This is a genomic window from Shimia sediminis, assembly GCF_003990645.1.
GTDB lineage: Bacteria > Pseudomonadota > Alphaproteobacteria > Rhodobacterales > Rhodobacteraceae > Shimia > Shimia sediminis.
Genome location: NZ_RYZK01000010.1, coordinates 1 through 21,572 on the forward strand (window position 1 = coordinate 1; position 21,572 = coordinate 21,572).

21 protein-coding genes are annotated in these 21,572 nt (G+C 59.1%); 6 read left to right on the forward strand and 15 right to left on the reverse strand.

Going from position 1 to position 21,572, the window contains the following annotated elements:
- Positions 1–743: 743 nt before the first annotated feature.
- From EK369_RS17150 to EK369_RS17155, 3 genes are all read right to left on the reverse strand, one after another.
- Positions 744–959 (reverse strand): YgaP family membrane protein, encoded by a 216-nt coding sequence (locus EK369_RS17150; RefSeq protein WP_268920619.1) that lies wholly within the window; start codon positions 957–959, stop codon positions 744–746.
- 115 nt (positions 960–1,074) lie between these two features.
- Positions 1,075–1,251, reverse strand: coding sequence for a hypothetical protein (locus EK369_RS21850; protein ID WP_164727032.1), 177 nt, complete (start codon positions 1,249–1,251; stop codon positions 1,075–1,077).
- A gap of 32 nt (positions 1,252–1,283) precedes the next feature.
- Positions 1,284–1,787, reverse strand: coding sequence for a BrnA antitoxin family protein (locus EK369_RS17155; protein WP_127115504.1), 504 nt, complete (start codon positions 1,785–1,787; stop codon positions 1,284–1,286).
- Between the two features lie 393 nt (positions 1,788–2,180).
- On the opposite strand from EK369_RS17155, the gene EK369_RS17160 reads away from it, so the two are divergent.
- From EK369_RS17160 to EK369_RS17170, 3 genes are read left to right on the forward strand one after another with little or no spacing between them, the layout of a single operon-like run.
- A complete protein-coding gene (locus tag EK369_RS17160; RefSeq protein ID WP_127115505.1) occupies positions 2,181–3,983 on the forward strand; it encodes an FAD-dependent oxidoreductase in 1,803 nt (600 codons plus the stop codon).
- Positions 3,980–5,860 carry a 2-oxoacid:acceptor oxidoreductase subunit alpha gene (locus EK369_RS17165; RefSeq protein WP_127115506.1) on the forward strand — a complete coding sequence of 627 codons (1,881 nt, stop codon included), beginning with the start codon at positions 3,980–3,982 and terminating at the stop codon, positions 5,858–5,860. The genes EK369_RS17160 and EK369_RS17165 overlap by 4 nt, the downstream gene beginning before the upstream one ends.
- Complete coding sequence (locus EK369_RS17170; protein WP_127115507.1) at positions 5,860–6,909, forward strand: 2-oxoacid:ferredoxin oxidoreductase subunit beta; 1,050 nt, start codon at positions 5,860–5,862, stop codon at positions 6,907–6,909. The genes EK369_RS17165 and EK369_RS17170 overlap by 1 nt, the downstream gene beginning before the upstream one ends.
- Positions 6,910–6,959: 50 nt before the next feature.
- Here EK369_RS17170 and EK369_RS17175 read toward each other — a convergent pair whose 3' ends face one another.
- A complete protein-coding gene (locus EK369_RS17175) occupies positions 6,960–7,361 on the reverse strand; it encodes an acyl-CoA thioesterase (protein ID WP_127115508.1) in 402 nt (133 codons plus the stop codon).
- Between the two features lie 89 nt (positions 7,362–7,450).
- Between EK369_RS17175 and EK369_RS17180 the strand changes: the two genes are divergently transcribed.
- Positions 7,451–8,602 carry an NAD(P)/FAD-dependent oxidoreductase gene (locus tag EK369_RS17180; RefSeq protein WP_127115509.1) on the forward strand — a complete coding sequence of 384 codons (1,152 nt, stop codon included), beginning with the start codon at positions 7,451–7,453 and terminating at the stop codon, positions 8,600–8,602.
- A gap of 27 nt (positions 8,603–8,629) precedes the next feature.
- Here the strand turns inward: EK369_RS17180 and trxC are convergent, their stop codons facing one another.
- The 8 genes from trxC to EK369_RS17220 all read right to left on the reverse strand — a co-directional run bounded on the left by trxC (position 8,630) and on the right by EK369_RS17220 (position 16,051).
- A complete protein-coding gene (trxC, locus tag EK369_RS17185; protein ID WP_127115510.1) occupies positions 8,630–9,070 on the reverse strand; it encodes a thioredoxin TrxC in 441 nt (146 codons plus the stop codon).
- A gap of 127 nt (positions 9,071–9,197) precedes the next feature.
- On the reverse strand, positions 9,198–10,187 hold the full coding sequence (locus EK369_RS17190; RefSeq protein WP_127115511.1) for an ABC transporter substrate-binding protein: 990 nt from the start codon (positions 10,185–10,187) through the stop codon (positions 9,198–9,200).
- Positions 10,188–10,233: 46 nt separating this feature from the next.
- The gene (locus EK369_RS17195) at positions 10,234–11,073 is read right to left on the reverse strand and encodes an ABC transporter permease (protein WP_127115512.1); all 840 of its coding nucleotides are present in this window, start codon (positions 11,071–11,073) and stop codon (positions 10,234–10,236) included.
- Positions 11,070–11,957 (reverse strand): ABC transporter permease, encoded by an 888-nt coding sequence (locus tag EK369_RS17200; RefSeq protein WP_127115513.1) that lies wholly within the window; start codon positions 11,955–11,957, stop codon positions 11,070–11,072. Before EK369_RS17200 ends, EK369_RS17195 begins: the two co-directional genes overlap by 4 nt.
- The gene (locus EK369_RS17205; RefSeq protein ID WP_127115514.1) at positions 11,957–12,742 is read right to left on the reverse strand and encodes an ABC transporter ATP-binding protein; all 786 of its coding nucleotides are present in this window, start codon (positions 12,740–12,742) and stop codon (positions 11,957–11,959) included. The genes EK369_RS17200 and EK369_RS17205 overlap by 1 nt, the downstream gene beginning before the upstream one ends.
- Complete coding sequence (locus EK369_RS22005) at positions 12,732–13,310, reverse strand: hypothetical protein (protein WP_127115515.1); 579 nt, start codon at positions 13,308–13,310, stop codon at positions 12,732–12,734. The genes EK369_RS17205 and EK369_RS22005 overlap by 11 nt, the downstream gene beginning before the upstream one ends.
- The gene (gene hydA, locus EK369_RS17215; protein ID WP_127115516.1) at positions 13,247–14,704 is read right to left on the reverse strand and encodes a dihydropyrimidinase; all 1,458 of its coding nucleotides are present in this window, start codon (positions 14,702–14,704) and stop codon (positions 13,247–13,249) included. The genes EK369_RS22005 and hydA overlap by 64 nt, the downstream gene beginning before the upstream one ends.
- Before the next feature lie 96 nt (positions 14,705–14,800).
- Positions 14,801–16,051: a Zn-dependent hydrolase gene (locus EK369_RS17220; protein WP_127115517.1), complete on the reverse strand. Its 1,251-nt coding sequence runs from the start codon at positions 16,049–16,051 to the stop codon at positions 14,801–14,803.
- Positions 16,052–16,185: 134 nt separating this feature from the next.
- Here EK369_RS17220 and EK369_RS17225 point away from each other — a divergent pair, with 134 nt between their 5' ends.
- Together EK369_RS17225 and EK369_RS17230 are read left to right on the forward strand one after the other, a co-directional pair.
- Positions 16,186–16,821 (forward strand): TetR/AcrR family transcriptional regulator, encoded by a 636-nt coding sequence (locus EK369_RS17225; RefSeq protein WP_127115518.1) that lies wholly within the window; start codon positions 16,186–16,188, stop codon positions 16,819–16,821.
- 88 nt (positions 16,822–16,909) lie between these two features.
- A complete protein-coding gene (locus tag EK369_RS17230; protein ID WP_127115519.1) occupies positions 16,910–17,533 on the forward strand; it encodes a TetR family transcriptional regulator C-terminal domain-containing protein in 624 nt (207 codons plus the stop codon).
- Between the two features lie 129 nt (positions 17,534–17,662).
- Here EK369_RS17230 and EK369_RS17235 read toward each other — a convergent pair whose 3' ends face one another.
- The 3 genes from EK369_RS17235 to preA form a co-directional block, all read right to left on the reverse strand.
- The gene (locus EK369_RS17235; protein WP_127115520.1) at positions 17,663–18,580 is read right to left on the reverse strand and encodes a DMT family transporter; all 918 of its coding nucleotides are present in this window, start codon (positions 18,578–18,580) and stop codon (positions 17,663–17,665) included.
- A 275-nt stretch (positions 18,581–18,855) separates the two neighbouring features.
- Complete coding sequence (locus EK369_RS22010) at positions 18,856–19,890, reverse strand: alpha/beta hydrolase (RefSeq protein ID WP_206198108.1); 1,035 nt, start codon at positions 19,888–19,890, stop codon at positions 18,856–18,858.
- Positions 19,891–20,253: 363 nt separating this feature from the next.
- Positions 20,254–21,558: an NAD-dependent dihydropyrimidine dehydrogenase subunit PreA gene (gene preA / locus EK369_RS17245; protein WP_127115521.1), complete on the reverse strand. Its 1,305-nt coding sequence runs from the start codon at positions 21,556–21,558 to the stop codon at positions 20,254–20,256.
- Between the last annotated feature and the right edge of the window lie 14 nt (positions 21,559–21,572).

Here is a 21,572-nt window from a genome sequence, read left to right on the forward strand (position 1 = left end):
CGGCGCATTTGCCAGAAACTCGCTTGTAGCTCCCATACAGAAACTCCCCTCAAACCAAAGAAGCCCCTGAACCGCAGATCAGGCGTCATGTCGTAAGTGTGGGGGCGGCGCACCGCTTACACTGTTTGCCTGCTTCACACTGCAAAACTCGCGCAACTGGTTTTGGATACCATGGATGAGTTCCCGTTTGATACCTGCCCAGCACGTGCCTGTTGTCTGGAGGGAGCGACATACTTGAATCTAAGTTTGGGCGACTTTCTCAAAATGGCTGGCCTCCCTAGAGAATGGGTTGTTGGAGGCAGTACACTATCGAAGGAAGAAGCCTTCTACGTTGTTTCGACTCAATTCGATGCGATTGACCGCCAATCAATAGAAAGAATTGCGGAATACTCAAATAGTCTAGCCGCTCTCGAAGGTCGCTCTCCGTGAGACTGTACTACATCCCACCTTACCGCAATACGACATTCCCCGCAATCAAGGCGCGCATGCGCGCCGCCGGGGATCGCCCGACCGACCCGGTCGCACCAAAGGTGCGCCCCCTATAGTTGGCACGCCTCTGGCGTGACGGACGGGCGATTTTGCAACCTAACCCTCCGCAAAACCGTCAGATGCATGTGGCACCATAAACTAACCAGCCCCGGCCGCTGCGATGCCCACCCTCGGTCGGGCGTCCCCGGCCACTCCACCAACAAAAAAGCCCCGCCAAACCGGCGGGGCCTTTTTCACGACAACCTGTCAGTGTCTCAGAACGCATTCCCGGGTTTGAACCCAATCGCCTTGAAGATCATCGCGGCGGGGCAAAAGCCGGTAAAGGCCGATTGCAGCATGTTAGCACCGATGAACACGGTGAACCACATCCACATCGGGTGCACGAACACGGTCAGCACCACGCTCAGCAGAACCATCACGCCGGCAAAGGCCAGTACGGCACGGTCAAGGGTCATCTCATTTCTCCTCATGGTCGGGCCACGCGGCCCGGGTCTGCAGGAGATATAGCATTGCCAATCATAACATTCAATATGTGGAATATAAAATCCACCGCACCGGATCACCCGTACCCGGCCCACCCCGCGATCACTTCCCGTCGCGGGCGGCTTTTTCTTCCTTGGTCAGCTTGGCGTTCCAGGCGTTTTTGCTCAGGCCCAGCTCGGGCTTGGGTGGTTTGGTTTCGCCTTTGGTGATTTCGCCGCCCTTGTCCAGATAGGCCTGGATCAGCGCGTCGTCGGTGGTTTCTTTGGGAACTTGTTTCATACCCTCCTGCCTAGCGGTCGGGGCGTCACTTGTCACGCGCCATTCCCCGGCGCATCGCTGCCTTTGCGTTTGGCCAACTTGGCCCGGTGCTTTTCCAGTTTTCGCTGGGCCTTGTCTTGTGCTGCTTTCTGATCCTCGGCCTCGCGTTCCGCCATCAGCCGCTCAAAGTCCTCCATGTTCAGCCGCCGCCGTTCGTTCAGCGCCTCGTCCAGTTCGACCTCTTGTGCGATCTTCATCTGCATCCACGTTCTGAGCAGATGATTGATCCGCGCCTGGTATCCCTGCCCCATGCCCTTGAACAACCGCGCCACCGAACGATCGAGGTATAGCGTGACCTTTTCCTTTTTCTCCCAGACCGGGTGATCGATCTCCAACAGGTGCCACTCCAGCGGCAGGTCCTCGCGCAGAAAGGTGCCGATCTGGCTGTGACGGTGCGAATACATCATGTCGTGATGCATGCGCTCATAGGCCTGTTCCTGCGTCTTGGGCACCTTCACGCGGCAGAACTTGCGGCGGCGGATCTCGGGTTCGGACATGCGTGGTCTCCTTTGGTGCCACCCTGCCTGAGCGCCGTTAACAGGGGCTGAGCCCACCGTACGGGCGCACCGACGTGATACCGACGTCCTACCGACGTGATGCAGATCGGGGTTTTGGACGGTTGCCGCCCCCCTTTGGACACGACTCGCCGACGGCGTTTTTCACCCGTTCCAACCGCATTTGAGGCGCGGTTTTCGCAAAACACCACCGCCTTGATCCAGAGCAATGCCCGCCCGTACGCAGCGCTATATGTCCGCAATACGACAATCCGTCAAAAAAACGCGACAAAATCCCTCTGGCGCCACTTCTCGCTTTACACCGGCACCGTTCCGGTGAAGCTGTGGGTATACCGTCGTACACGCAGGAATTTTCGCCGTTAAAAAGGAGGCGACATGAAACCCACGAATACGGCAGACCCCGAGTATTTCCATCGGGTCGTCGATTGCCAGTATGCCTGCCCCGCGCACACCCCCGTGCCGGAGTATATCCGCCTGATCGCCCAGGAGCGCTATACGGATGCTTATATGGTCAACTGGGAAAGCAACGTCTTTCCCGGCGTTCTGGGCCGCACCTGTGACCGCCCCTGCGAACCCGCCTGCCGTCGTGGCCGGGTCGAGGAAGAGCCGGTCGCGATCTGCCGCCTGAAGCGGGTGGCTGCGGATTTCAAGGATGACGTCAAACACCTGATCCCCACCGCCGGGCCGAGGAATGGCAAAAAGATCGCCCTGATCGGCGGCGGCCCCGCCTCGCTGACCGTGGCACGCGACCTCGCGCCTTTGGGCTACGAGCTGCATCTATACGATGAACACGCCAAGGCTGGCGGCTTCATGCGCAGCCAGATCCCCGCCTTCCGCCTGCCTGACGAAGTGCTGGATGAAGAGGTGGACTACGTGCTGAACATGGGCATCCACACCACCTTCAACACCTATGTGGACAGCCTGCAAAGCATCCTCGACAAGAGTTACGACGCCGTGTTCATCGGCTGTGGCGCACCGCGCGGACGTGACCTGCCCAACCTGCCGGGTCGCAAAGAAGCGGATGCCAATATCCATCTGGGGATCGACTGGCTCTCGAGCGTGGCTTTCGAACACACCAAAAAAATCGGCAAGCGCGTCATCGTATTGGGTGGCGGCAACACCGCCATGGACTGCTGCCGCACCTCGCGCCGTCTTGGCGGTGAGGACGTAAAAGTGATCGTGCGGTCGCCCTTCGAAGACATGAAAGCCTCGCCTTGGGAGAAAGAAGACACCATCCACGAAGGCATTCCGATCCTCGACAATCACGTGCCCAAGGAATTCGTGGTGAAAAAGGGCAAACTGGTCGGCATGACCTTCGAAAAGGTCGAGGCCGTCTATGACGACGAAGGCAAGCGCAGGCTGGTGCCAACCGGCGAAGATCTGGTTCATGTCGACTGCGACGACGTCCTGATCGCCATCGGCCAGGAAAACGCTTTCCCCTGGATTGAAAAGTCCACCGGCGTACGTTTCACCAGCTGGGGCACCCCGATCATCAACGATGACGAAACCTTCCAATCAACCCGCAAGGATGTGTTCTTTGGCGGCGACTCCGCCTTTGGCCCCGCCAACATCATCACGGCGGTGGCCCATGGACACAAGGCCGCCGTGTCCATCGACATGTACTGCAACGGCCTCAACCCCGAGGTCAACCGCCCCGATCCGCATCACACTCTGGTCAGTCAGAAAATGGGCATCCACGAGTGGAGCTATGACAGCATCCCGGTGACCGACAAACGCGAGGCCGTGCCACTGGTCGACCTCAAGGAAGCGCTTGCCAGCAAGACGCTCGAGGTTGAACTGGGCTTTGACGTCGAAACCGCCTTTGTTCAGGCTGAACGCTGCCTCAACTGTGACGCGCAGACAGTCTTTACTGAAAGCAACTGCATCGAATGTGACGCCTGTACCGACATCTGTCCCACGGCCTGCATCAGCTTTGTCGAGAACGGTGACGAACCCGACCTGCGCACCCGTCTGATGGTGCCTGCCGAGAACTTGGAACAGGATCTCTACGTCTCCGATACCCTTCCCACGGGCAAAGTCATGGTCAAAGACGAAGACGTTTGCCTGCACTGCGGTCTCTGTGCAGAACGCTGCCCGACAGCGGCCTGGGACATGCAGAAATTCTTTTATACGATGGCCAAGGCCACGCCTGACCTGCTGGTGGAGGCCGCAGAATGAAACAGATCAAAGGCATCAACGACTTTGTCGTGAAATTCGCCAACGTGAACGGCACCGGGTCGGCCTCGGCCAACCACCTCTTTGCCAAGGCGATCTTCCGCATGGGCATCCCGGTCTCTCCGCGCAATATCTTTCCGTCGAACATTCAGGGCCTGCCCACGTGGTACGAGGTGCGGGTCAGCAAGAACGGTTATCTGGGTCGTCGCGGTGGCGTGGACCTGATGGTCTGCGTCAACCCGCAGAGCATGGAAAAGGACATCGCCAGCGTCGAACCCGGCGGCTACTTCCTCTATGACTCGACCAAACCTTTGGCCAACCACATGAAGCGGGACGACATCACGATCATCGGCATTCCGCTGACCGAAATGTGCATGAAAGAGTTCCCCGTTCCACGTCTTCAACAGTTGTTAAAGAACGTGGTTTATGTTGGCGCCCTGGCCGCTTTGCTGGACATCGACTTTGGCGTTCTGAAAGGTCTCTTGAACGACCAGTTCAAAGGTAAAGAAAAACTTATCTCATCGAACGTTCACGCGCTCGAGATGGGATATCAATACGCAACCGAGAATTACCAATGTCCCCTGCCAATCCGGCTTGAGAAGGGCGGCAATGTTGCGCCGCATATTCTTGAAACACCGCATATCCTGATGAACGGCAACACCGCAGCGGCCCTTGGCGCGATCTACGGTGGCGCAACCGTGGCCGCGTGGTACCCGATCACGCCGTCCACAAGCGTCGTGGATGCCTTTGCCAAATACGCCAAGCGCCTGCGCATCGACGCGGGCAGCGGCAAGAAGAACTATGCCATAGTCCAGGCCGAGGATGAACTGGCCGCAATGGGCATGGTTGTAGGTGCCGGCTGGAACGGCGCGCGGGCCTTTACCGCCACCTCAGGTCCCGGTGTTTCGCTGATGAGCGAATTCCTGGGTCTTGCCTATTTTGCCGAAATTCCGGTTGTTCTGATTAACGTGCAGCGCTCGGGGCCCTCGACCGGCATGCCCACGCGCAGCCAGCAATCCGACGTTCTGGCCTGTGCCTATGCCAGCCACGGAGACACCAAGCAGGTGCTTCTGTTCCCGGCCACACCTCAGGAATGCTTTGAGATGACCGTGCAGGCCTTTGATCTGTCAGAACGCCTGCAAACCCCGGTCATCATGATGTCCGACCTTGATCTGGGCATGAACGACTGGATGTCGCCACCGCTGGAGTGGGACGACACCTACGAGATGGACCGCGGCAAGGTTCTGGACGCCGAAGGTTTGGACAATGCCGAGAAATGGGGCCGTTACCTCGACGTGGACGGCGACGGCATCTGCTATCGCACGCTGCCCGGCACACACCCCGACAAAGGCGCTTTCTTCACCCGTGGCTCATCCAAGAACGAGATGGCCGTCTATTCCGAAAGCGGCGACGACTACGTCCAGAACGTTGATCGCCTGTTGCGCAAGTTCGAGACGGCCAAGTCCTACGTGCCCGAACCCAAGACCCACCCACCGATCGAGGTCAAGAAGCCAAAGACCAAGCTCAGGCTTGGCGCGCTGTTCTTCGGCACCTCGGCCTCGCCCTCCTATGAGGCGGTCGAGATTCTTGCGGACGAAGGCTATCCCATCGACACGATGCGCATCCGCGCCTTCCCTTTCCACGAGAACATCGACCAGTTCATCCACGAACATGACATGGTCTTTGTGATCGAACAGAACCGCGATGGGCAGATGCGTCAGCTGATCATGAACGAATGCCAGATTGCCCCGACCAAGATGACCTCGGTCCTGAACTATTCCGGCACGCCGATCACCGCGCGTGACATTGCCAACCAGATCCGCCAGTCGCTCGACACCAAGAGCGCCAAGGTCGTGCCGCTGCACAAGGAGACCGCCTGATGTCTTATGTAAAGCCCAAGTTCCGCCACCCGCGCCTGCCCTCAAACCGGCTGGGGTTCACGGTTGCGGATTATGACGGCGCGATCTCGACCCTCTGTGCAGGCTGTGGTCACGACTCGATCTCGGCGGCCATCCGCACGGCGTGCTTTGAATCTTCCCTGCCACCGCATCGCATCGCCAAGGTTTCGGGCATCGGCTGCTCGTCGAAAATGCCGACCTATTTCCTTGGCAAAAGCCACGGGTTCAACTCGGTCCATGGCCGGATGCCCTCGGTCGCCACTGGCGCCAGCCTCGCCAACCGCGACCTGACCTATGTTGGTGTGTCCGGTGATGGCGATACGGCGTCCATCGGCATGGGCCAGTTCGTGCACCTCGTGCGCCGCAATGTGAACATGACCTACATCGTCGCCAACAATGGCTGTTACGGCCTGACCAAAGGCCAGGACAGCGCCACGGCTGACCTCGGGTCGGTCAGCAAATATGGCGACGTGAACGGCTTTGAGGGCATCGACCTCGCCAGCCTTGCGATCCTGCAGGGCGCAAGCTTTGTCGCCCGCAGCTTCTCGGGTGACAAGGAACAGCTGGTGCCCCTGATCCGGGCTGCCATGGCGCACAACGGATTTGCCTTTATAGATGTTGTGTCCCCCTGTGTGACCTTCAACAACCACAACGGGTCGACCAAAAGCTACGAGGAAACCCGCGCGCACCTGGATGCCATGCCACTGGATTTTGTGCCCATGCGCGAAGAGATCAAGGCGCAGTATGACGAGGGAACGTCCAAGTCCGTGACCCTGCATGATGGCTCGGTCATTCACCTGAAAAAGGCCGTGTCTGGGCACGAGACCGACGACCGCCAGGCCGCGCTCAACACCATTCAGGACGCCAACAAGCAAAACCGCGTTCTGACCGGCCTGTTGTTCCTCGATCCCAATTCGCAGAACCTGAACACGAACCTCGAGCTGGCGACACGGCCGCTGAACGAACTTGGCAAAGACGAGCTCTGTCCGGGGTCGAAAGTGCTGAAAAGCATCAACGAAGGTCTGCGATAAGCATCTGATCAATTGAAAAGGGCCGGTCCCGCCTTGGGCTGGCCCTTTCCTTAGGCCTCCGCAGGCACCGGCCGTGGTTTGCCGTCTTCGTCAATGGCGACATAGGTAAACACCGCTTCGGTCACTTTTTCTTTGTGACGACCCTGCTGGCGAATGGCCCAGGCTTCGATACGAATGCCCATCGAAGACCGCCCCACACGATCAACCCATGCCCAGACACCCAGTATGTCACCCACCGCCACGGGACGTATGAATTTCATTGCGTCCACGGCAACGGTGGTGACCCGACCCTGCGCCCTTTGGGCGGCAATGATGCCGCTGGCAATATCCATCTGGGCCAGCACCCAGCCGCCAAAAATGTCGCCGTTGACGTTCACATCCGATGGCATCGCGACTGTGCGCAGCGTGGCTTCGCCGGTTGGGGGCACTTCGGTGTTGGGTTTTTCGGCCATGGGTTTTCCTTTTCTCGTCCTATCCCACACTAGCCCTCTGGATCGTCAGACGAAAGTTGGTAGAAGCACGTGAACGGACAGGAAGCACAATGCCCTCATTCGACCTCATCGTGATTGGCGCCGGACCTGCAGGCAGCGCTGCGGCCTGTTGGGCTGCACGGCATGGGCTGTCCGTGGCCGTGGTCGACAAGGCGCGCTTTCCCCGCAGCAAACTGTGCGGCGGTTTGTTCACGGAACGCAGCCGGGCCTACTACCAAGAGATTTTTGAACGCGACTTTGACCTGTCCAGGGCCGTGACCCGGGATGCGATCGAGTTTTGGCACGACGGTGGCCAGCTGGCGCGGCTGGAAGATATTCCGCCGCTCCACCTGACCATGCGGCTGGACCTTGACTCGCAACTGTTCAGCCATGCGCTTGACGCGGGTGCGGTTGATTTCTCTGGTCACATGATTTCCGAAATCACCGGCGCAACAGTCTCTCTAAAGGATGGTACGCAGATCACCGGGCGTGTGCTGATTGGCGCGGATGGGGTGAAATCCATTGTCGCCCGCCACCTCTTTGGCGCGCCATTTGACACGGCCACCATCGGCTTTGGGCTGGAAATCGAAGCCACGCCCCAAGAGCAGGCCCCAGCGGAACATCCCTTGCGGATCGATTTTGCCGCGGCGACCTGGGGCTATGGCTGGTCCTTCCCCAAACAGGGCTCCACCACGGTTGGTGTCGGCGGCCTTCTGGCGCCGAACCCGAACCTGAAAGGGCACTTCGCGTCCTATCTCACGTCCCTGGGTCTTGATGCCGAGTCCAAACGGTTCAAGGGCCACCACCTGCCTTTTGGCGATTTCCGAAAAGTGCCGGGACGCGCACAAGTGCTGCTTGCCGGGGACGCCGCAGGCCTCGTGGATCCGATCACCGGAGAGGGTATTGCCTTTGCCATGAAGAGTGGCCAACTGGCCGCGCAGGCCACACTCGATGCGCTGGCCACGGATGACCCGGCGCGGGCGCTTCCGCTCTATCAGGCCAATCTGAAAGACATGCACCGCAACCTTCGGATCGCGCGCAACCTGCGTCGCATCATCTTTGCGCCGCGGTGGCAAAAGGCCTTTGTCAGCACATTCAGACGCTCAGGCACAGTCCGGATGCAGTACATGCGTCTGCTGGCAGGAGAGGTTGAATACCCCGAACTGGCCCGCAGTGTTCTGCGCCGCCTGCCCCGGTACCTGTTGAATGCGGTCCGTCGTTGACCCGTAGGTCGGACAAATTTGTCCGACCTACCTGACGTTGGTGTTCTGACGCACCCAGTCCGAAATCATTTTCGCGGGCATGGCCCCGGACTGGCGTGCCTTTTCACGACCTCCAACAAAAGCGGCCATGGTCGGAATGCCCCGAATGCGATACTTGGCCCCTGCTTGCGGGTGCGCCTCTGTGTTCAGCTTGACCAGCCGGACCTGCCCACTCAAGTCCCCCGCAGCCTGAGCATACTGCGGCGCCATCTGGCGGCACGGCCCGCACCAGGGCGCCCAGAAGTCCACGACCAGCGGTACATCGTCATTGCGGGCAGCTTTTTGCAATGTGGCGAGATCCACCTCAGCCACTTTTCCCGACATCAATCGCGCGCCGCAGGTGCCGCATTTGGCCCCGGCGCCCAGCTTGTCGGCTGGCACCCGGTTCACCTGTGCGCACTCCAGACATGTCAGTTTCTTGCCACTCATAGCCTTGCCTCCGCATCACATTCGAAGCGCGTGATATGTATTGCCGGGGAGAATGTGAAGCCCCAATCGAAAAGGGTCGGAGCATGCTCCGACCCTTCCCCTCTTAACCGGTACAAGCGTTGAGTGCTTAGTTCAGCGCCTTGTCCGTGATCGCATGGGTCCATGCGCCCTCGGGCTTGGCAGTAATAACCGGATCCGAGCCACCCGACATCAGGCTGTCCACGGTCCGCTCATAGTCAGCCGGGTCCAACGCGCCGTTCGAACCAGCTGTCAGCTTGGCAATCTCACGCATCATGCGGGTTTGGTGCTCTTCGGTCTGCGCACCCGACGCATCGTTGTCGAGAACAATCATTGCCGCGTCATCCGGGTTTTCTTCGGCCCATTTCCAGCCCTTCATTGATGCACGTACGAAACGCACCATCTTATCCTCAAAGGCCGGATCGCTCAGGTTGTCTTCCAGCACATACATGCCATCCTCGAGCGTGGCGACGCCCTGATCTTCATACTTGAACACCACCAGGTCATCCGGGGTCAGGCCCGCGTCAATGATCTGCCAGTATTCGTTATAGGTCATGGTCGACACACAGGCCGCCTGCCCTTGCAGGATCGGATCGACGTTAAAGCCCTGCTTCAGCACGGTCACACCACTGTCACCTCCGTCGGTCGACAGGCCCAGTTTGCTCATCCAGCTGAGGAACGGATACTCGTTGCCAAAGAACCAGACGCCCAGGGTCTTGCCAGCAAAGTCATCCGGCGAGGAAACACCGGCATCCTTGCGGCAGGTCAGCATCATGCCCGAAGATTTGAAAGGCTGCGCGATATTCACCAGCGCGAGGCCCTTTTCACGGCTGGCAAGTGCCGAAGGCATCCAGTCCAGAACCACATCCGCGCCACCACCGGCAATCACCTGTGCAGGGGCAATATCCGGGCCGCCCGGCTTGATGGTCACATTCAGACCCTCATCCGCATAGAACCCTTTGTCCAGCGCAACGTAATAGCCCGCGAACTGGGCTTGGGTGACCCATTTCAATTGCAGTGTCACATCGTCTGCCGCATTGGCAACCGAGGCCGCCAGCCCCAACGCCGCTGCGCCCAATGTCTTGATAAACGTCTTCATGTTTTTACTCTCCTTGTTGAACTTTTGTTTGTTGTACTCGTTATACTCAGCCTCTTTGTGACGGGTGCCAGAACGTCACTGCTTTTTCCAACAGCGCGACCCCGCCATAAAATGCAGAGCCGACAATCGCCGCCACGACGATCTCGGCCCAGACCATATCAAGCGCCAGGCGCCCGACCTCGGTCGAAATGCGGAACCCCATGCCCTTGATCGGAGATCCAAAGAACTCTGCAACGATAGCACCGATCAGCGCCAGCGTTGTTGAAATTTTCAGCCCGTTGAAAATGAACGGCATGGCAGCCGGCAGGCGCAGCTTGAGCAGCGTCTGCGGATAACTCGCCGCGTAGGTGCGCATCAGATCACGCTGCATGTGGTCCGTGGCCTGCAGGCCCTGCACCGTGTTGACCAGCATCGGAAAGAACACCATGACCACCACGACAGCCGCCTTGGATTGCCAGTCAAAACCGAACCACATCACCAGGATCGGCGCCATGCCGATGATCGGCAGAGCCGCCACGAAGTTACCGACCGGCAAAAGACCCCGTTGCAGGAACGGAAAACGGTCGATCACAACCGCGGTCAAAAAGGCTGCACCGCAGCCGATGATGTACCCGCTCAGCGCGCCCTTGATCACGGTCTGGACAAAGTCCTCCCACAGGATCGCGGTCGAACTGGCAAAGCGCGCACCGATCATCGAGGGCGGCGGCAAAAGCACGGGATTGATGTTGAACCCTTGCACCACACATTCCCAAATGGCGATCAGGGTAAGACCGAATAGGATCGGCACCGCAAGGCGCGTGAACCGCGTTTTGGGCTGATTGGACAACCAGACATTCAGCCCCCAACCCAGCAGCCACACGGTAATTCCTGCAATCAACCACATCATCGCACCATCCCCATCCGTTTCAGCACGATCTTTTGGGTGATCCCGATGATCCCCACCAGCGTTGCGGCCAGCGCTGCAGCCGTAATCAGCGCGCTCCAGATCTGGATCGTCTGACCGTAATAGCTTCCGCCCAAGAGGCGCGCGCCCAGACCGGCAACCGCCCCGGTTGGCAATTCACCCACGATGGCCCCCACCAGCGAGGCCGCCATGGCGATCTTCAGCGAGGTAAAGAAATACGGCATCGACGACGGCAGGCGCAGCTTCCAGAACTGTTGATTGCCGGTGGCGTTCCAGGTCTTCATCTGGTCGAGCTGCATGTGATCGGGACTGCGCAGCCCCTTCACCATACCGACCACGACCGGGAAGAACGACAGGTACATCGAGATCACCGCCTTGGGCAGTAGCCCGGAAATCCCGATGGCATTCAGCACAACGATAATCATCGGCGCAATCGCAAGGATCGGGATGGTCTGGCTGGCAATCACCCATGGCATGATGCTCATGTCCATGGTGCGGTTGTAGACAATGCCCACCGCCAGCGCGACACCCAGCGCAGTGCCGAGCACAAAGCCCAGCAAGGTCGAACTCAGCGTGATCCAACTGTGATAAATCAGCGAGCGTTTGGAAAACGCCTTGCCTTTTGCCACCATATCACCGGTGGTTTTCCAGATCTCAGCCACCACCTGATGCGGCGCGGGCAGCTTGGGTTTCTTCTGGCTCATGGTGTCGGCGATCAGCTCTGACGTGGTCAGCTCGACCCCGGCGCGCTTGGCCTTGTCATAGGCCCACGGCGTATTCAGCGCCACCGCGCCCGCATACCAGAGCACGAAAATGGCAATCACCACCGTGATGATGGGGCCTATGCGATACCAGACGACGCCCATTATGCGTCATCCTCGTGACCGGCCCGCAAGCCATCCCGCACCCGGTGCGCGATCTTGATGAACTCTTCACTGTCCCGGATGTCCAGCGGGCGTTCCTTGGGCAGCGTGCTCTCAATCACATCCGTGATGCGGCCTGGGCGGGGCGACATCACAACAATCTTGGTGGACAGATACACCGCCTCGGGAATCGAGTGTGTCACAAACCCGATGGTCTTGTTGGTCCGTGCCCAAAGCTCCAGCAGCTGTTCGTTGAGGTGATCCCGCACGATCTCATCCAACGCGCCGAAGGGTTCGTCCATCAACAGAATATCCGCATGGAACGCCAGCGCCCGCGCGATCGAGGCACGCTGCTGCATGCCGCCCGACAACTGCCAGGGGAACTTCTTTTCAAACCCATCAAGGTGCACCAGCTCCAGCACTTCCTGCACGGCAGCGTCCTGTTCCGCCTTACTGGCCCCCATGATCTCAAGCGGCAGGCGGATGTTGCCGCCAATCGTGCGCCACGGGTACAGACCAGCATGTTGGAACACATAGCCATAAGCGCGCGCCTTGCGCGCCTCTTCGGGGCTGACGCCGTTGACGGTGATCTCACCCGCTGTCGGCTTTTCCAAATCCGCCATCACCCGCAGGAACGTCGTCTTGCCGCAGCCCGAAGGACCAATGAAGCTGACGAAATCGCCCTTGTTGATGTCAAGCGTCACGTCGCGCAGCGCATGCACCGGGCCGTCGTTTGTCTGGAAAGTCAGCGACAGATTCTTAGCCGAGATGACTGTATTATTGTCCACGAGCCTTACTTTCTTTGTTATCTTTGACACTCTCTCGAGAAGCAACCCAAACCCATGATGCAACGAACACACAAAGAGACGCCGCAATGCCCCCCAATTCGACGGCTCGCACACGACCCGCAACCCAATGAACCGAAACGGGATCAATGCTGAATTCGGTATGCACCGCCACATAGCAACTGGCAAAAGCCGAAACCGAACATGAAACTACAAAGGCAAGCCACCCAAACCAATCCGGCGTCACATAGTCGATTGCTGATGAAACCGCCGCAAACACAGGGATTGCGACGAGTAGGGACTCAATCAGCATGGTTACCCCCGCGAAAACGGAAAAGCCATAAGCGATAACCACAAACAAGCCACTCCCAGACTCACCGACCACATCACGTATTACTAGCAGCGGGTATAGGAACATCGTTGCGGCATAAGTCGGCACGAAGACCCACACGAAATGTTTACCGTAACGTCGGTCCCACTGCCGATAATAAGACGCAAGTCTTCGCATCAGACCCCCGTCGCCGGAATACCGGTGCGTTTCACAGGCTGCGGCGAGGTCAATTCCTTCCACGTGCTCAGCGCCTTGTTCACCGTCGTGTTGGCCTCGCGGCTCACGAACTTGCCGTGACCCTCCTGCGTCTGGATTGCACCATCGTTTACAGCCACCTGCCCACGGGTCAGCGTATAGCGGGGCAGACCTTTGACGTGATGCCCCTCGAAGACATTGTAGTCGATGGCCGATTGCTGCGACGCCGCCGAGATGGTCTTTTCCTTCTCCGGGTCCCACACCACCAGGTCGGCATCCGCCCCCACCAGAACCGCGCCCTTCTTGGGGTAACAGTTCAGGATCTTGGCGATATTGGTCGAGGTCACGGCTACAAACTCGTTCGGCGTCAGGCGACCTGTGGCCACCCCTTGGGTCCAGAGCATCGGCATGCGGTCTTCCAACCCACCGGTCCCGTTGGGGATCTTCGAGAAGTCACCGACACCGTAACGCTTTTGGTCCGTGGTAAAGGCGCAGTGGTCCGTCGCCACAACCGATAGCGTGCCCCCTTGCAGACCGGACCACAGGCTCTCCTGATGGCGTGCATCGCGGAACGGCGGGCTCATCACCCGGCGTGCGGCGTGATCCCAGTCGTCCACGAAATACTCGCGCTCATCCAGCGTCAGATGCTGGATCAACGGCTCACCCCAGACGCGTTTTCCCTGCATGCGCGCCCGGCGAATGGCCTCATGCGCCTCTTCGCAAGAGGTGTGCACGACATAAAGCGGCACACCCGCCATATCGGCAATCATGATCGCACGGTTGGTGGCTTCGCCCTCAACCTGTGAGGGGCGCGAATAGGCGTGCGCCTCGGGGCCGGTATTGCCCTCGGCCAACAGTTTCGCAGTCATCTCTGCTACCACATCACCGTTTTCGGCATGCACCATGGCGATGCCGCCCAGTTCCGCCAGTCGGTTGAACGAGGCGAACAACTCGTCATCATTCACCATCAGAGCGCCCTTGTAAGCCAGGAAATGCTTGAACGTGTTGATCCCGCGCTCTTCGATCACGGTTTTCATGTCGTTAAAGACCTGCTCGCCCCACCATGTCACCGCCATGTGGAAGGAATAGTCACAGTTCGCCCGGGTCGATTTGTTGTCCCAACGCTTGATGGCATCCAGAAGGCTCTCGCCCTGGTTGGGCAGGCAGAAGTCCACCACCATCGTTGTGCCCCCGGCGAGCCCTGCGCGGGTGCCGCTTTCAAAGTCATCTGTGGAGTAAGTGCCCATAAACGGCATTTCGAGGTGCACGTGCGGATCAATCCCGCCCGGCATCACGTAACAACCGGTCGCGTCCAGCACTTCGTCACCCTTAAGGTCCTTGCCGATCTCAATGATCACACCGCCTTCAACCAGCACATCCGCTTCATACGTCAGGTCTGCCGTAACAACGGTCCCGCCCTTGATAACCTTGCTTCCCATCACTTTTCTCCCTATCGGCAAGGGAACATCGCCCCTGCTTCTTTTGGCCAAAAATATCCCGGGGTCCGGGGCAGCGCCCCGGTCCGACCCCTCCAGTTACTCCACGATCTCGGCGGTCTCCAAAACCGCATGCATCAGCACGTCAGCGCCCGCTGCGGCCCATTCACGCGAAATCTCTTCGGCTTCATTGTGGCTCAGCCCGTCGACACAAGGACACATCACCATGGCCGTTGGCGCAACCTGGTTGATCCAGCAAGCATCGTGTCCCGCGCCCGAGATCAGGTCACGGTGGGAATAGCCCAGCCGTTCAGCCGCATTGCGCACAGCAGTCACGCAGCCTTCGTCAAAGGCCACCGGATCAAACCCGCCCACCTTTTCAAAGGCAATCATCAGCCCCATGTCGTCGGCAATCTTCTGACCCTCGGTGCGCAGGCGCGCCTCCATGTCTTCGATCACGCTCAAATCCGGCGAGCGGAAATCGACGGTGAACACCACCTTGCCGGGGATCACATTGCGCGAGTTGGGGTAGACATCGATATGCCCCGCCGCGCCCACCGCATGTGGCGCATGGCTCCAGGCGATCTCATCCACCTTGTCCAGAATGCGCGCCATGCCCAGACCGGCGTTTTTGCGCATCGGCATGGGGGTTGATCCGGTGTGCGAGTCCTTGCCTTCGATGGTGACTTGCGTCCAGCTCAGCCCCTGCCCATGCGTGACAACGCCGATATCCTTGCCCTCGGCTTCGAGGATGGGGCCCTGCTCAATGTGCAACTCGAACATCGCGTGCATCTTGCGCTGACCAACCGGTTCGTCACCGCGCCAGCCAATCCGCTTTAGTTCATCGCCAAACTTCAGCCCCTCTGCGTCTTCGCGATCATAGGCCCACTCCTCGGTGTGAATGCCCGCAAATACACCAGACGACAGCATGGCAGGCGCATACCGCGTGCCCTCTTCGTTGGTCCAGTTGGTCACCACAATCGGATGTTTGGTCTTGATCCCTAAGTCCTTCATTGTGCGAAGAATTTCGAGACCACCCAGCACACCCAACACGCCATCGTACTTGCCGCCTGTCGGTTGCGTATCAAGGTGCGAGCCGACGTAGACCGGCAGGGCGTCAGGATCGGTGCCGGGGTACTCGGCGAACATGTTGCCCATGGTGTCGAGACCCATGGTGCAGCCAACCGCCTCGCACCAGGATTGGAACAATGCGCGGCCTTCGCCGTCTTCATCCGTTACGGTCTGGCGGTTGTTGCCGCCCGCCACGCCGGGGCCGATCTTGGCCATTTCCATGAGGCTGTCCCACAGACGATCACTGTTGATCTTGAGGTTTTCACCCGGTGCCGCCATGGCATGTCTCCCTTGCTATTTGCGTCTCGGACCTTGTTGGCCTCTTGCTTTGGCGTGGTTCCTGACCGTATGGTCAAGTTCAGGGCACCACAGTCTGACCATCTGGTCAAGAAAATTCTGGGATCACAGCGAACATGGCGCAATCGTCAAAACCCAACAGCAAGAAAGAACGCCGTCAGGAGAGCGAAAAGCTTATTTTGTCAGCAGCGGAAAAAGTCTTTGCAGAAGCGGGGTTTGGCGGCGCGACGATGCAGCTGATCGCGGATGTGGCGGGGCTGCCGAAAGCCAACCTGCACTACTATTTCCCCACAAAGGAATCGCTCTATCGTCAGGTGGTTCAGAATATCTTTCAGATTTGGTTACAGGCGGCGGACGTGTTTGATGCCGCAGATGGGCCAGAAGAGGGAATCGGTGCCTATATCGATGCCAAGATGGAAATCTCGCGCCGTCACCCCGCCGGATCCAAGGTCTGGGCCAGCGAAGTCATGCATCGCGCGCCGGTCATTCAGGACTATCTGGAAACCACCCTGGCAGAATGGACCGAAGGACGTATTGCCGTGATCGAACGCTGGATCGAAGAGGGGCGCATGGATCCGATTGACCCGCGCCACCTGCTCTACATGTTGTGGGCGACCACCCAGCACTATGCGGATTTTGGGCATCAGATCGATACTCTGAATGGCGGCGCACCCTTGAATGATGCCCAATGGAACGCCGCCAAAGCCAGCGTCAAGCGGATCATCCTGCGCGGTATTGGCGCCCAGACCTGACTGGTAGGTCGGACAAATTTGTCCGACCTACGGTGCTGGACGTGCGGCTTTGGCTCGCCTAATCTCGGGGTTCAAAATGAGGCGATGAATGGCCAGTACAGCCCAGGGTGCGCGCAAGGCGAGCCGGATACAGACAAAAAATCGTAAACGTATTCTTGAGGCAGCGTTGGAGGTGTTTTCGCGGCATGGGTATCGCGGGGCCACGCTGGATCAGATCGCCGATGAGGCGGGGCTGTCGAAACCCAACATTCTCTACTATTTCGGCGGCAAGGAAGACATCCACGTCACCCTGTTGAACCAGCTGATGGAGAGCTGGCTGGAACCGCTGGAGCAGCTTGACGCGCGGGGTGATGCGATGGAAGAGATCCTTGCCTACGTGCGCCGCAAGGTCGAGATGACGCGCGAGTTCCCGCGGGAATCTCGGTTGTTTGCCAATGAGATACTGCAAGGAGCCCCGCGGATGGGGCCGCATCTGGAGAGCGGGTTGAAGCCGCTATTCGATGAGAAATGCGCGGTGATCGAGGGCTGGGCGGAGGCCGGAAAAATTGGCGCGGTGGACGCGCGACATCTGATCTTTTCGATCTGGGCGACGACGCAGCATTACGCCGATTTCGACGCCCAGGTGCGGGTGCTGATGGCAGGAGACTCCGACGTTCTGGACGGCGCCGCAGCCCATCTTGAGTGGATGTTCAGAAAGTTACTGACTCCTTAAGTTTTCGTGAAATGCACAAAAGTGACCAAGTTGTACAACTTTTTTCCGGCCGTTTCTCCAATTTGTACAACATGGAGAGGTCGCGTTTGTTAACCAGATGGCAAGGGTTTGGCCGGGAAACCCCCGAGTTCAGGGCATGTGCACCGGCGTGCGGCGACGGGTGCCCGAGAGCGCGTTCCCGATGATCGCGCCCAACAGGATGCCTCCGCCCAGAAGCGTGGTGGCACCGACGGTTTCGCCCAGCACCAGCCAGACCCAGACCGGACCCAGCACCACCTCGGCCAGCGAGAGCAGCGTGAGCTCGACCGCAGGCACGGTTTTTGACCCGATGGTGTAGCACATCAGCCCCATGCCGACCTGAAACACCCCCATGGTCAGGGCCACGCCGCCGTCCCATGCGGTCAAAACAAGTGAAGCTCCGGTAAACACACAGACCGCCCCGGTGAGCAGAACCGCGAGAAGACCAGAGAGAAACACCGCAGGCAGCATCTCGGTCGATCTGCCCCGGCGCAGGGCGACGGTGAAGACCGCAAACCCAAGCGCCGAACCGAGCGCCGCGATGTTGCCCGAAAACGTGCCCTGCCCGCCCTGATCCGACACCATGACGGCGACCCCTATCATGGCCACGGCGATGCCGAACCACGTGGCCCTGCGCACCCGCTCGCCCAGCACGATCCGCCCCAGAACGGCGGCGAGAAACGGCGCGACCGCAAACAGCAGCATGGCATTGGCAACCGAGGTGGTCTGGATCGCGAAGATCGCGCCGCTGTAGGCCGCAATCAGACCCAGCGCGCCAACCAGTCCCGGCAGGCCGGTGGCACGTGCCATGGCAAAGGGGTTTCGGCCCGAACGCAGGGCAATCACGGTGCCAAGAAAAAGCGACAGGCTGATCGAGCGATAGAACATGATCTGCCAGACGCCAGCCTCGTCTATCAGGCGAATGCCGAGGCCCATGGTCGACCAGAGCACACCCGCCAGAAACACCAGCGCCATGCCCCGGCGGCGGGTGGCGTCAAAAGTGTCGATATGCAGAGGCGCGTCAGTCATGAGCGCGAGGATGCGGGGGTGTGGCGGGGCGGTCTGTTCTGAAAACGACAGGGGGGTTGGGGAGCGACAGGGGGTGGAAGGTTTCAGAGAAACGGCGCGTTCCGCGATGTGATGCCGCCCCCTACCAAGGTGATTAGTGTGGCAAAACCCATGGCGGGTATGCGGGACAAAGTTGTCGTTCGCCTCGTTCGCTCCAAGTTTCACTAACTTGCGCATTGCGGTCGTTTGTCCGCGCTCAGGTAACTTCCGAAACCTCAGTAGGTAACATTTTCATTTTACTTTGCACCCAAGTGCTCATCCAAGAATGAAGTAATTCGATCCCCGAGGGACATTCGGGTGCCATCGTCGCTCAGAGAAACCGCATTGTGGGGATAGAAATGGGCAAAGCCGGGAACCCAGGTCAGTGAGTAATCTGCTTTGGCATCTCTCAACAGCGAGATGATGCCGGGCAAGTCACCCAACTGCGTGTGTTCATCGAATTGGGAGTAAGCAAGGAGAATTGGAGGGAGCTTGGCGTAGCCCTTCACGGCATCGTGCTCGTAGAGGATACCCGGCCCCGAAAGTGGGAAAATCGCGGCAAGCGGAGCTTCCATCCCAAGACCGACATTGAGTGTGATACCGCCACCTGCCGAGTGTCCGCCCATCGCAATCCGATCAGGATCGATGTTGAAGCGCTCCGCGTTATCTATGATGAATTCGAGGGCCATATAGGCATCTTCCGCTCCTGCCATTCCTGCCTTCCAGAGAAAAAGCCTGTCTTCGGGGCTGTTCTCAAGTCGGGGCAGCCCCATGGCGCTCCTCGCCCGAACCGTTGCTTCGAAGACTTGCGGGGTGATGTAAGCATCAACATCCGAAATCAGATTTGCCTCACCCGGTGACAATTCGGGTTCAGGGTTCTCAGTTGCGAGCCGATACTCGATAACAAAGACGACGTAGCCAAGGGGCGCTAGAAGGCGCGCATAATCCTCTGGTCGCGAATGTACAGCGGCTTCCAGCCGAAATGGCTCAACCCTACGCCCGCCGCGATGATGGGCGCCACCGTGCACATAAATCACCGCTGGATGTGGACCGTCGGACGCGGATGCAGAGCTTGAATAGTCTGCGTTCGATGCAGAAGGTGAATAGACATCCATCCGCAATTCTCGCTCTGTCTTCGTTCCATCAGGCGCAACGTGTCCGGTGCCATAAACAACATCAAGTTCAGTTTCGTATCCGAATACCTGATCCGCCCTCGCAGCGTTCGAAACGAACAAGGATAGCAGAGCAGAGATAGCAATCCCAAGGAACCTATGAGTCATCGAATTCTCCAACTAAACACATGTCTTGCGGCCAAAAAATGCTAGCCAAATCTAATATACGCAAGCCGGATTGAATAGGCCAACAGGACTTTTCATCGCTGGCCGGAACGCGCCTTGAAACTACACGGACCGGATACTCGATCAACACCCTCGGATGCCTGCATAACCGGCATTGCTGCCATAAGTGGTCGTCGCAGCAATCGTCAATTGGGGCTCCTAGCCGCCATTGGCAAAAATCACCTCCACAAGGGGAACGGCGCTTAAGGCACCGAAAACCCCGCCACGGGGAAGATGCCGTGGCGGGGTATGGGGCCGGGAGGTCGGCCCGACATCGGACGGTCAACAGAGAAAACCCCGTCCGCGGTATGGTGCCCCCTATTCGGCGGCTTGCACCGAGGGGTTGTTGGGGTGCACGGTCCAGTTGCCATACTCAGCCGCAACGGGCTGGCCGGTGCGTTCGTCCATCTCGCCCGGCTCCAGCGTGCGCATGGTGATGCAGCCTTCGACCGGGCAGACGTTGACGCACAAGTTGCAGGCAACGCATTCGTCATCCTTGACGGTGAACACGCGGTCCTCGGACATCTCGATGGCCTGGTGCGAGGTGTCCTCGCAAGCGGCGTAGCAGCGGCCACATTTGATGCAGTCGTCCTGATTGATCTCGGCCTTGGTGATGTGGTTGAGGTTCAGGTACTGCCAGTCGGTGACGTTGGGCGTGGCCATGCCGACAAAATCCGAGGTGCTGGTGTAGCCCTTTTCGTCCATCCACTGGCTGAGGCCGGAAATCATTTCCTGCACGATCTTGAAGCCATAGGTCATGGCGGCGGTACAGACCTGCACGTTGCCCGCGCCCAGTGCCATGAATTCAGCCGCATCACGCCAGGTGGTGATGCCGCCGATGCCGGAGATGGGCAGGTTGGCGGTTTCCGGGTTGCGGGCGATCTCGGCCACCATGTTCATGGCGATGGGTTTCACGGCGGGGCCGCAATAGCCGCCGTGGGTGCCTTTGCCGTCGATCATGGGTTCCGGCGACATGACGTCGAGGTTCACGGAGGTGATCGAGTTGATGGTGTTGATCAGGCTGACCGCATCGGCACCGCCGCGCAGGGCGGCCTCGGCCGGGTAGAGGATGTTGGTGATGTTGGGGGTGAGTTTGACGATCACCGGCAGATCGGTGGCCTCTTTGCACCAGCGGGCGACCATCTCGATATAGTCGGGCACCTGCCCCACCGCCGAGCCCATGCCGCGTTCGGCCATGCCATGCGGGCAGCCAAAGTTCAGCTCGAACCCGTCACAGCCCGTCTCGGCGATCATCGGCAGGATCTTTTTCCAGGCGTCTTCCTCGCAAGGCACCATAACGCTCGCAATGAGCGCGTGGTCAGGATAGTCGCGCTTTACGCGGGTCATCTCTTCGAGGTTCACTTCGAGCGGGCGGTCAGTGATCAGCTCGATGTTGTTGAGCCCCAGAAGGCGGCGGTCAGCGCCGTGGATCGCGCCATACCGCGGACCGTTGACGTTGACGACGGGGGGACCCTCTTCGCCCAGGGTTTTCCAGACGACACCGCCCCAGCCGGCCTCAAAGGCGCGGCGGACGTTGTATTCCTTGTCCGTGGGCGGCGCGGAGGCCAGCCAGAAGGGGTTGGGGGATTTGATCCCGATGAAGTCACTTGTGAGATCAGCCATGGTGCGTTTCTCCT

Coding starts and splice junctions, on each gene's coding strand:
- EK369_RS17150 (WP_268920619.1), bottom strand. CDS start 959: ATGAGGAGAAATGAGATGACCCTTGACCGTGCCGTACTGGCCTTTGCC.
- EK369_RS21850 (WP_164727032.1), bottom strand. CDS start 1,251: ATGAAACAAGTTCCCAAAGAAACCACCGACGACGCGCTGATCCAGGCC.
- EK369_RS17155 (WP_127115504.1), bottom strand. CDS start 1,787: ATGTCCGAACCCGAGATCCGCCGCCGCAAGTTCTGCCGCGTGAAGGTG.
- EK369_RS17160 (WP_127115505.1), top strand. CDS start 2,181: ATGAAACCCACGAATACGGCAGACCCCGAGTATTTCCATCGGGTCGTC.
- EK369_RS17165 (WP_127115506.1), top strand. CDS start 3,980: ATGAAACAGATCAAAGGCATCAACGACTTTGTCGTGAAATTCGCCAAC.
- EK369_RS17170 (WP_127115507.1), top strand. CDS start 5,860: ATGTCTTATGTAAAGCCCAAGTTCCGCCACCCGCGCCTGCCCTCAAAC.
- EK369_RS17175 (WP_127115508.1), bottom strand. CDS start 7,361: ATGGCCGAAAAACCCAACACCGAAGTGCCCCCAACCGGCGAAGCCACG.
- EK369_RS17180 (WP_127115509.1), top strand. CDS start 7,451: ATGCCCTCATTCGACCTCATCGTGATTGGCGCCGGACCTGCAGGCAGC.
- trxC (WP_127115510.1), bottom strand. CDS start 9,070: ATGAGTGGCAAGAAACTGACATGTCTGGAGTGCGCACAGGTGAACCGG.
- EK369_RS17190 (WP_127115511.1), bottom strand. CDS start 10,187: ATGAAGACGTTTATCAAGACATTGGGCGCAGCGGCGTTGGGGCTGGCG.
- EK369_RS17195 (WP_127115512.1), bottom strand. CDS start 11,073: ATGATGTGGTTGATTGCAGGAATTACCGTGTGGCTGCTGGGTTGGGGG.
- EK369_RS17200 (WP_127115513.1), bottom strand. CDS start 11,957: ATGGGCGTCGTCTGGTATCGCATAGGCCCCATCATCACGGTGGTGATT.
- hydA (WP_127115516.1), bottom strand. CDS start 14,704: ATGGGAAGCAAGGTTATCAAGGGCGGGACCGTTGTTACGGCAGACCTG.
- EK369_RS17220 (WP_127115517.1), bottom strand. CDS start 16,051: ATGGCGGCACCGGGTGAAAACCTCAAGATCAACAGTGATCGTCTGTGG.
- EK369_RS17225 (WP_127115518.1), top strand. CDS start 16,186: ATGGCGCAATCGTCAAAACCCAACAGCAAGAAAGAACGCCGTCAGGAG.
- EK369_RS17230 (WP_127115519.1), top strand. CDS start 16,910: ATGGCCAGTACAGCCCAGGGTGCGCGCAAGGCGAGCCGGATACAGACA.
- EK369_RS17235 (WP_127115520.1), bottom strand. CDS start 18,580: ATGACTGACGCGCCTCTGCATATCGACACTTTTGACGCCACCCGCCGC.
- preA (WP_127115521.1), bottom strand. CDS start 21,558: ATGGCTGATCTCACAAGTGACTTCATCGGGATCAAATCCCCCAACCCC.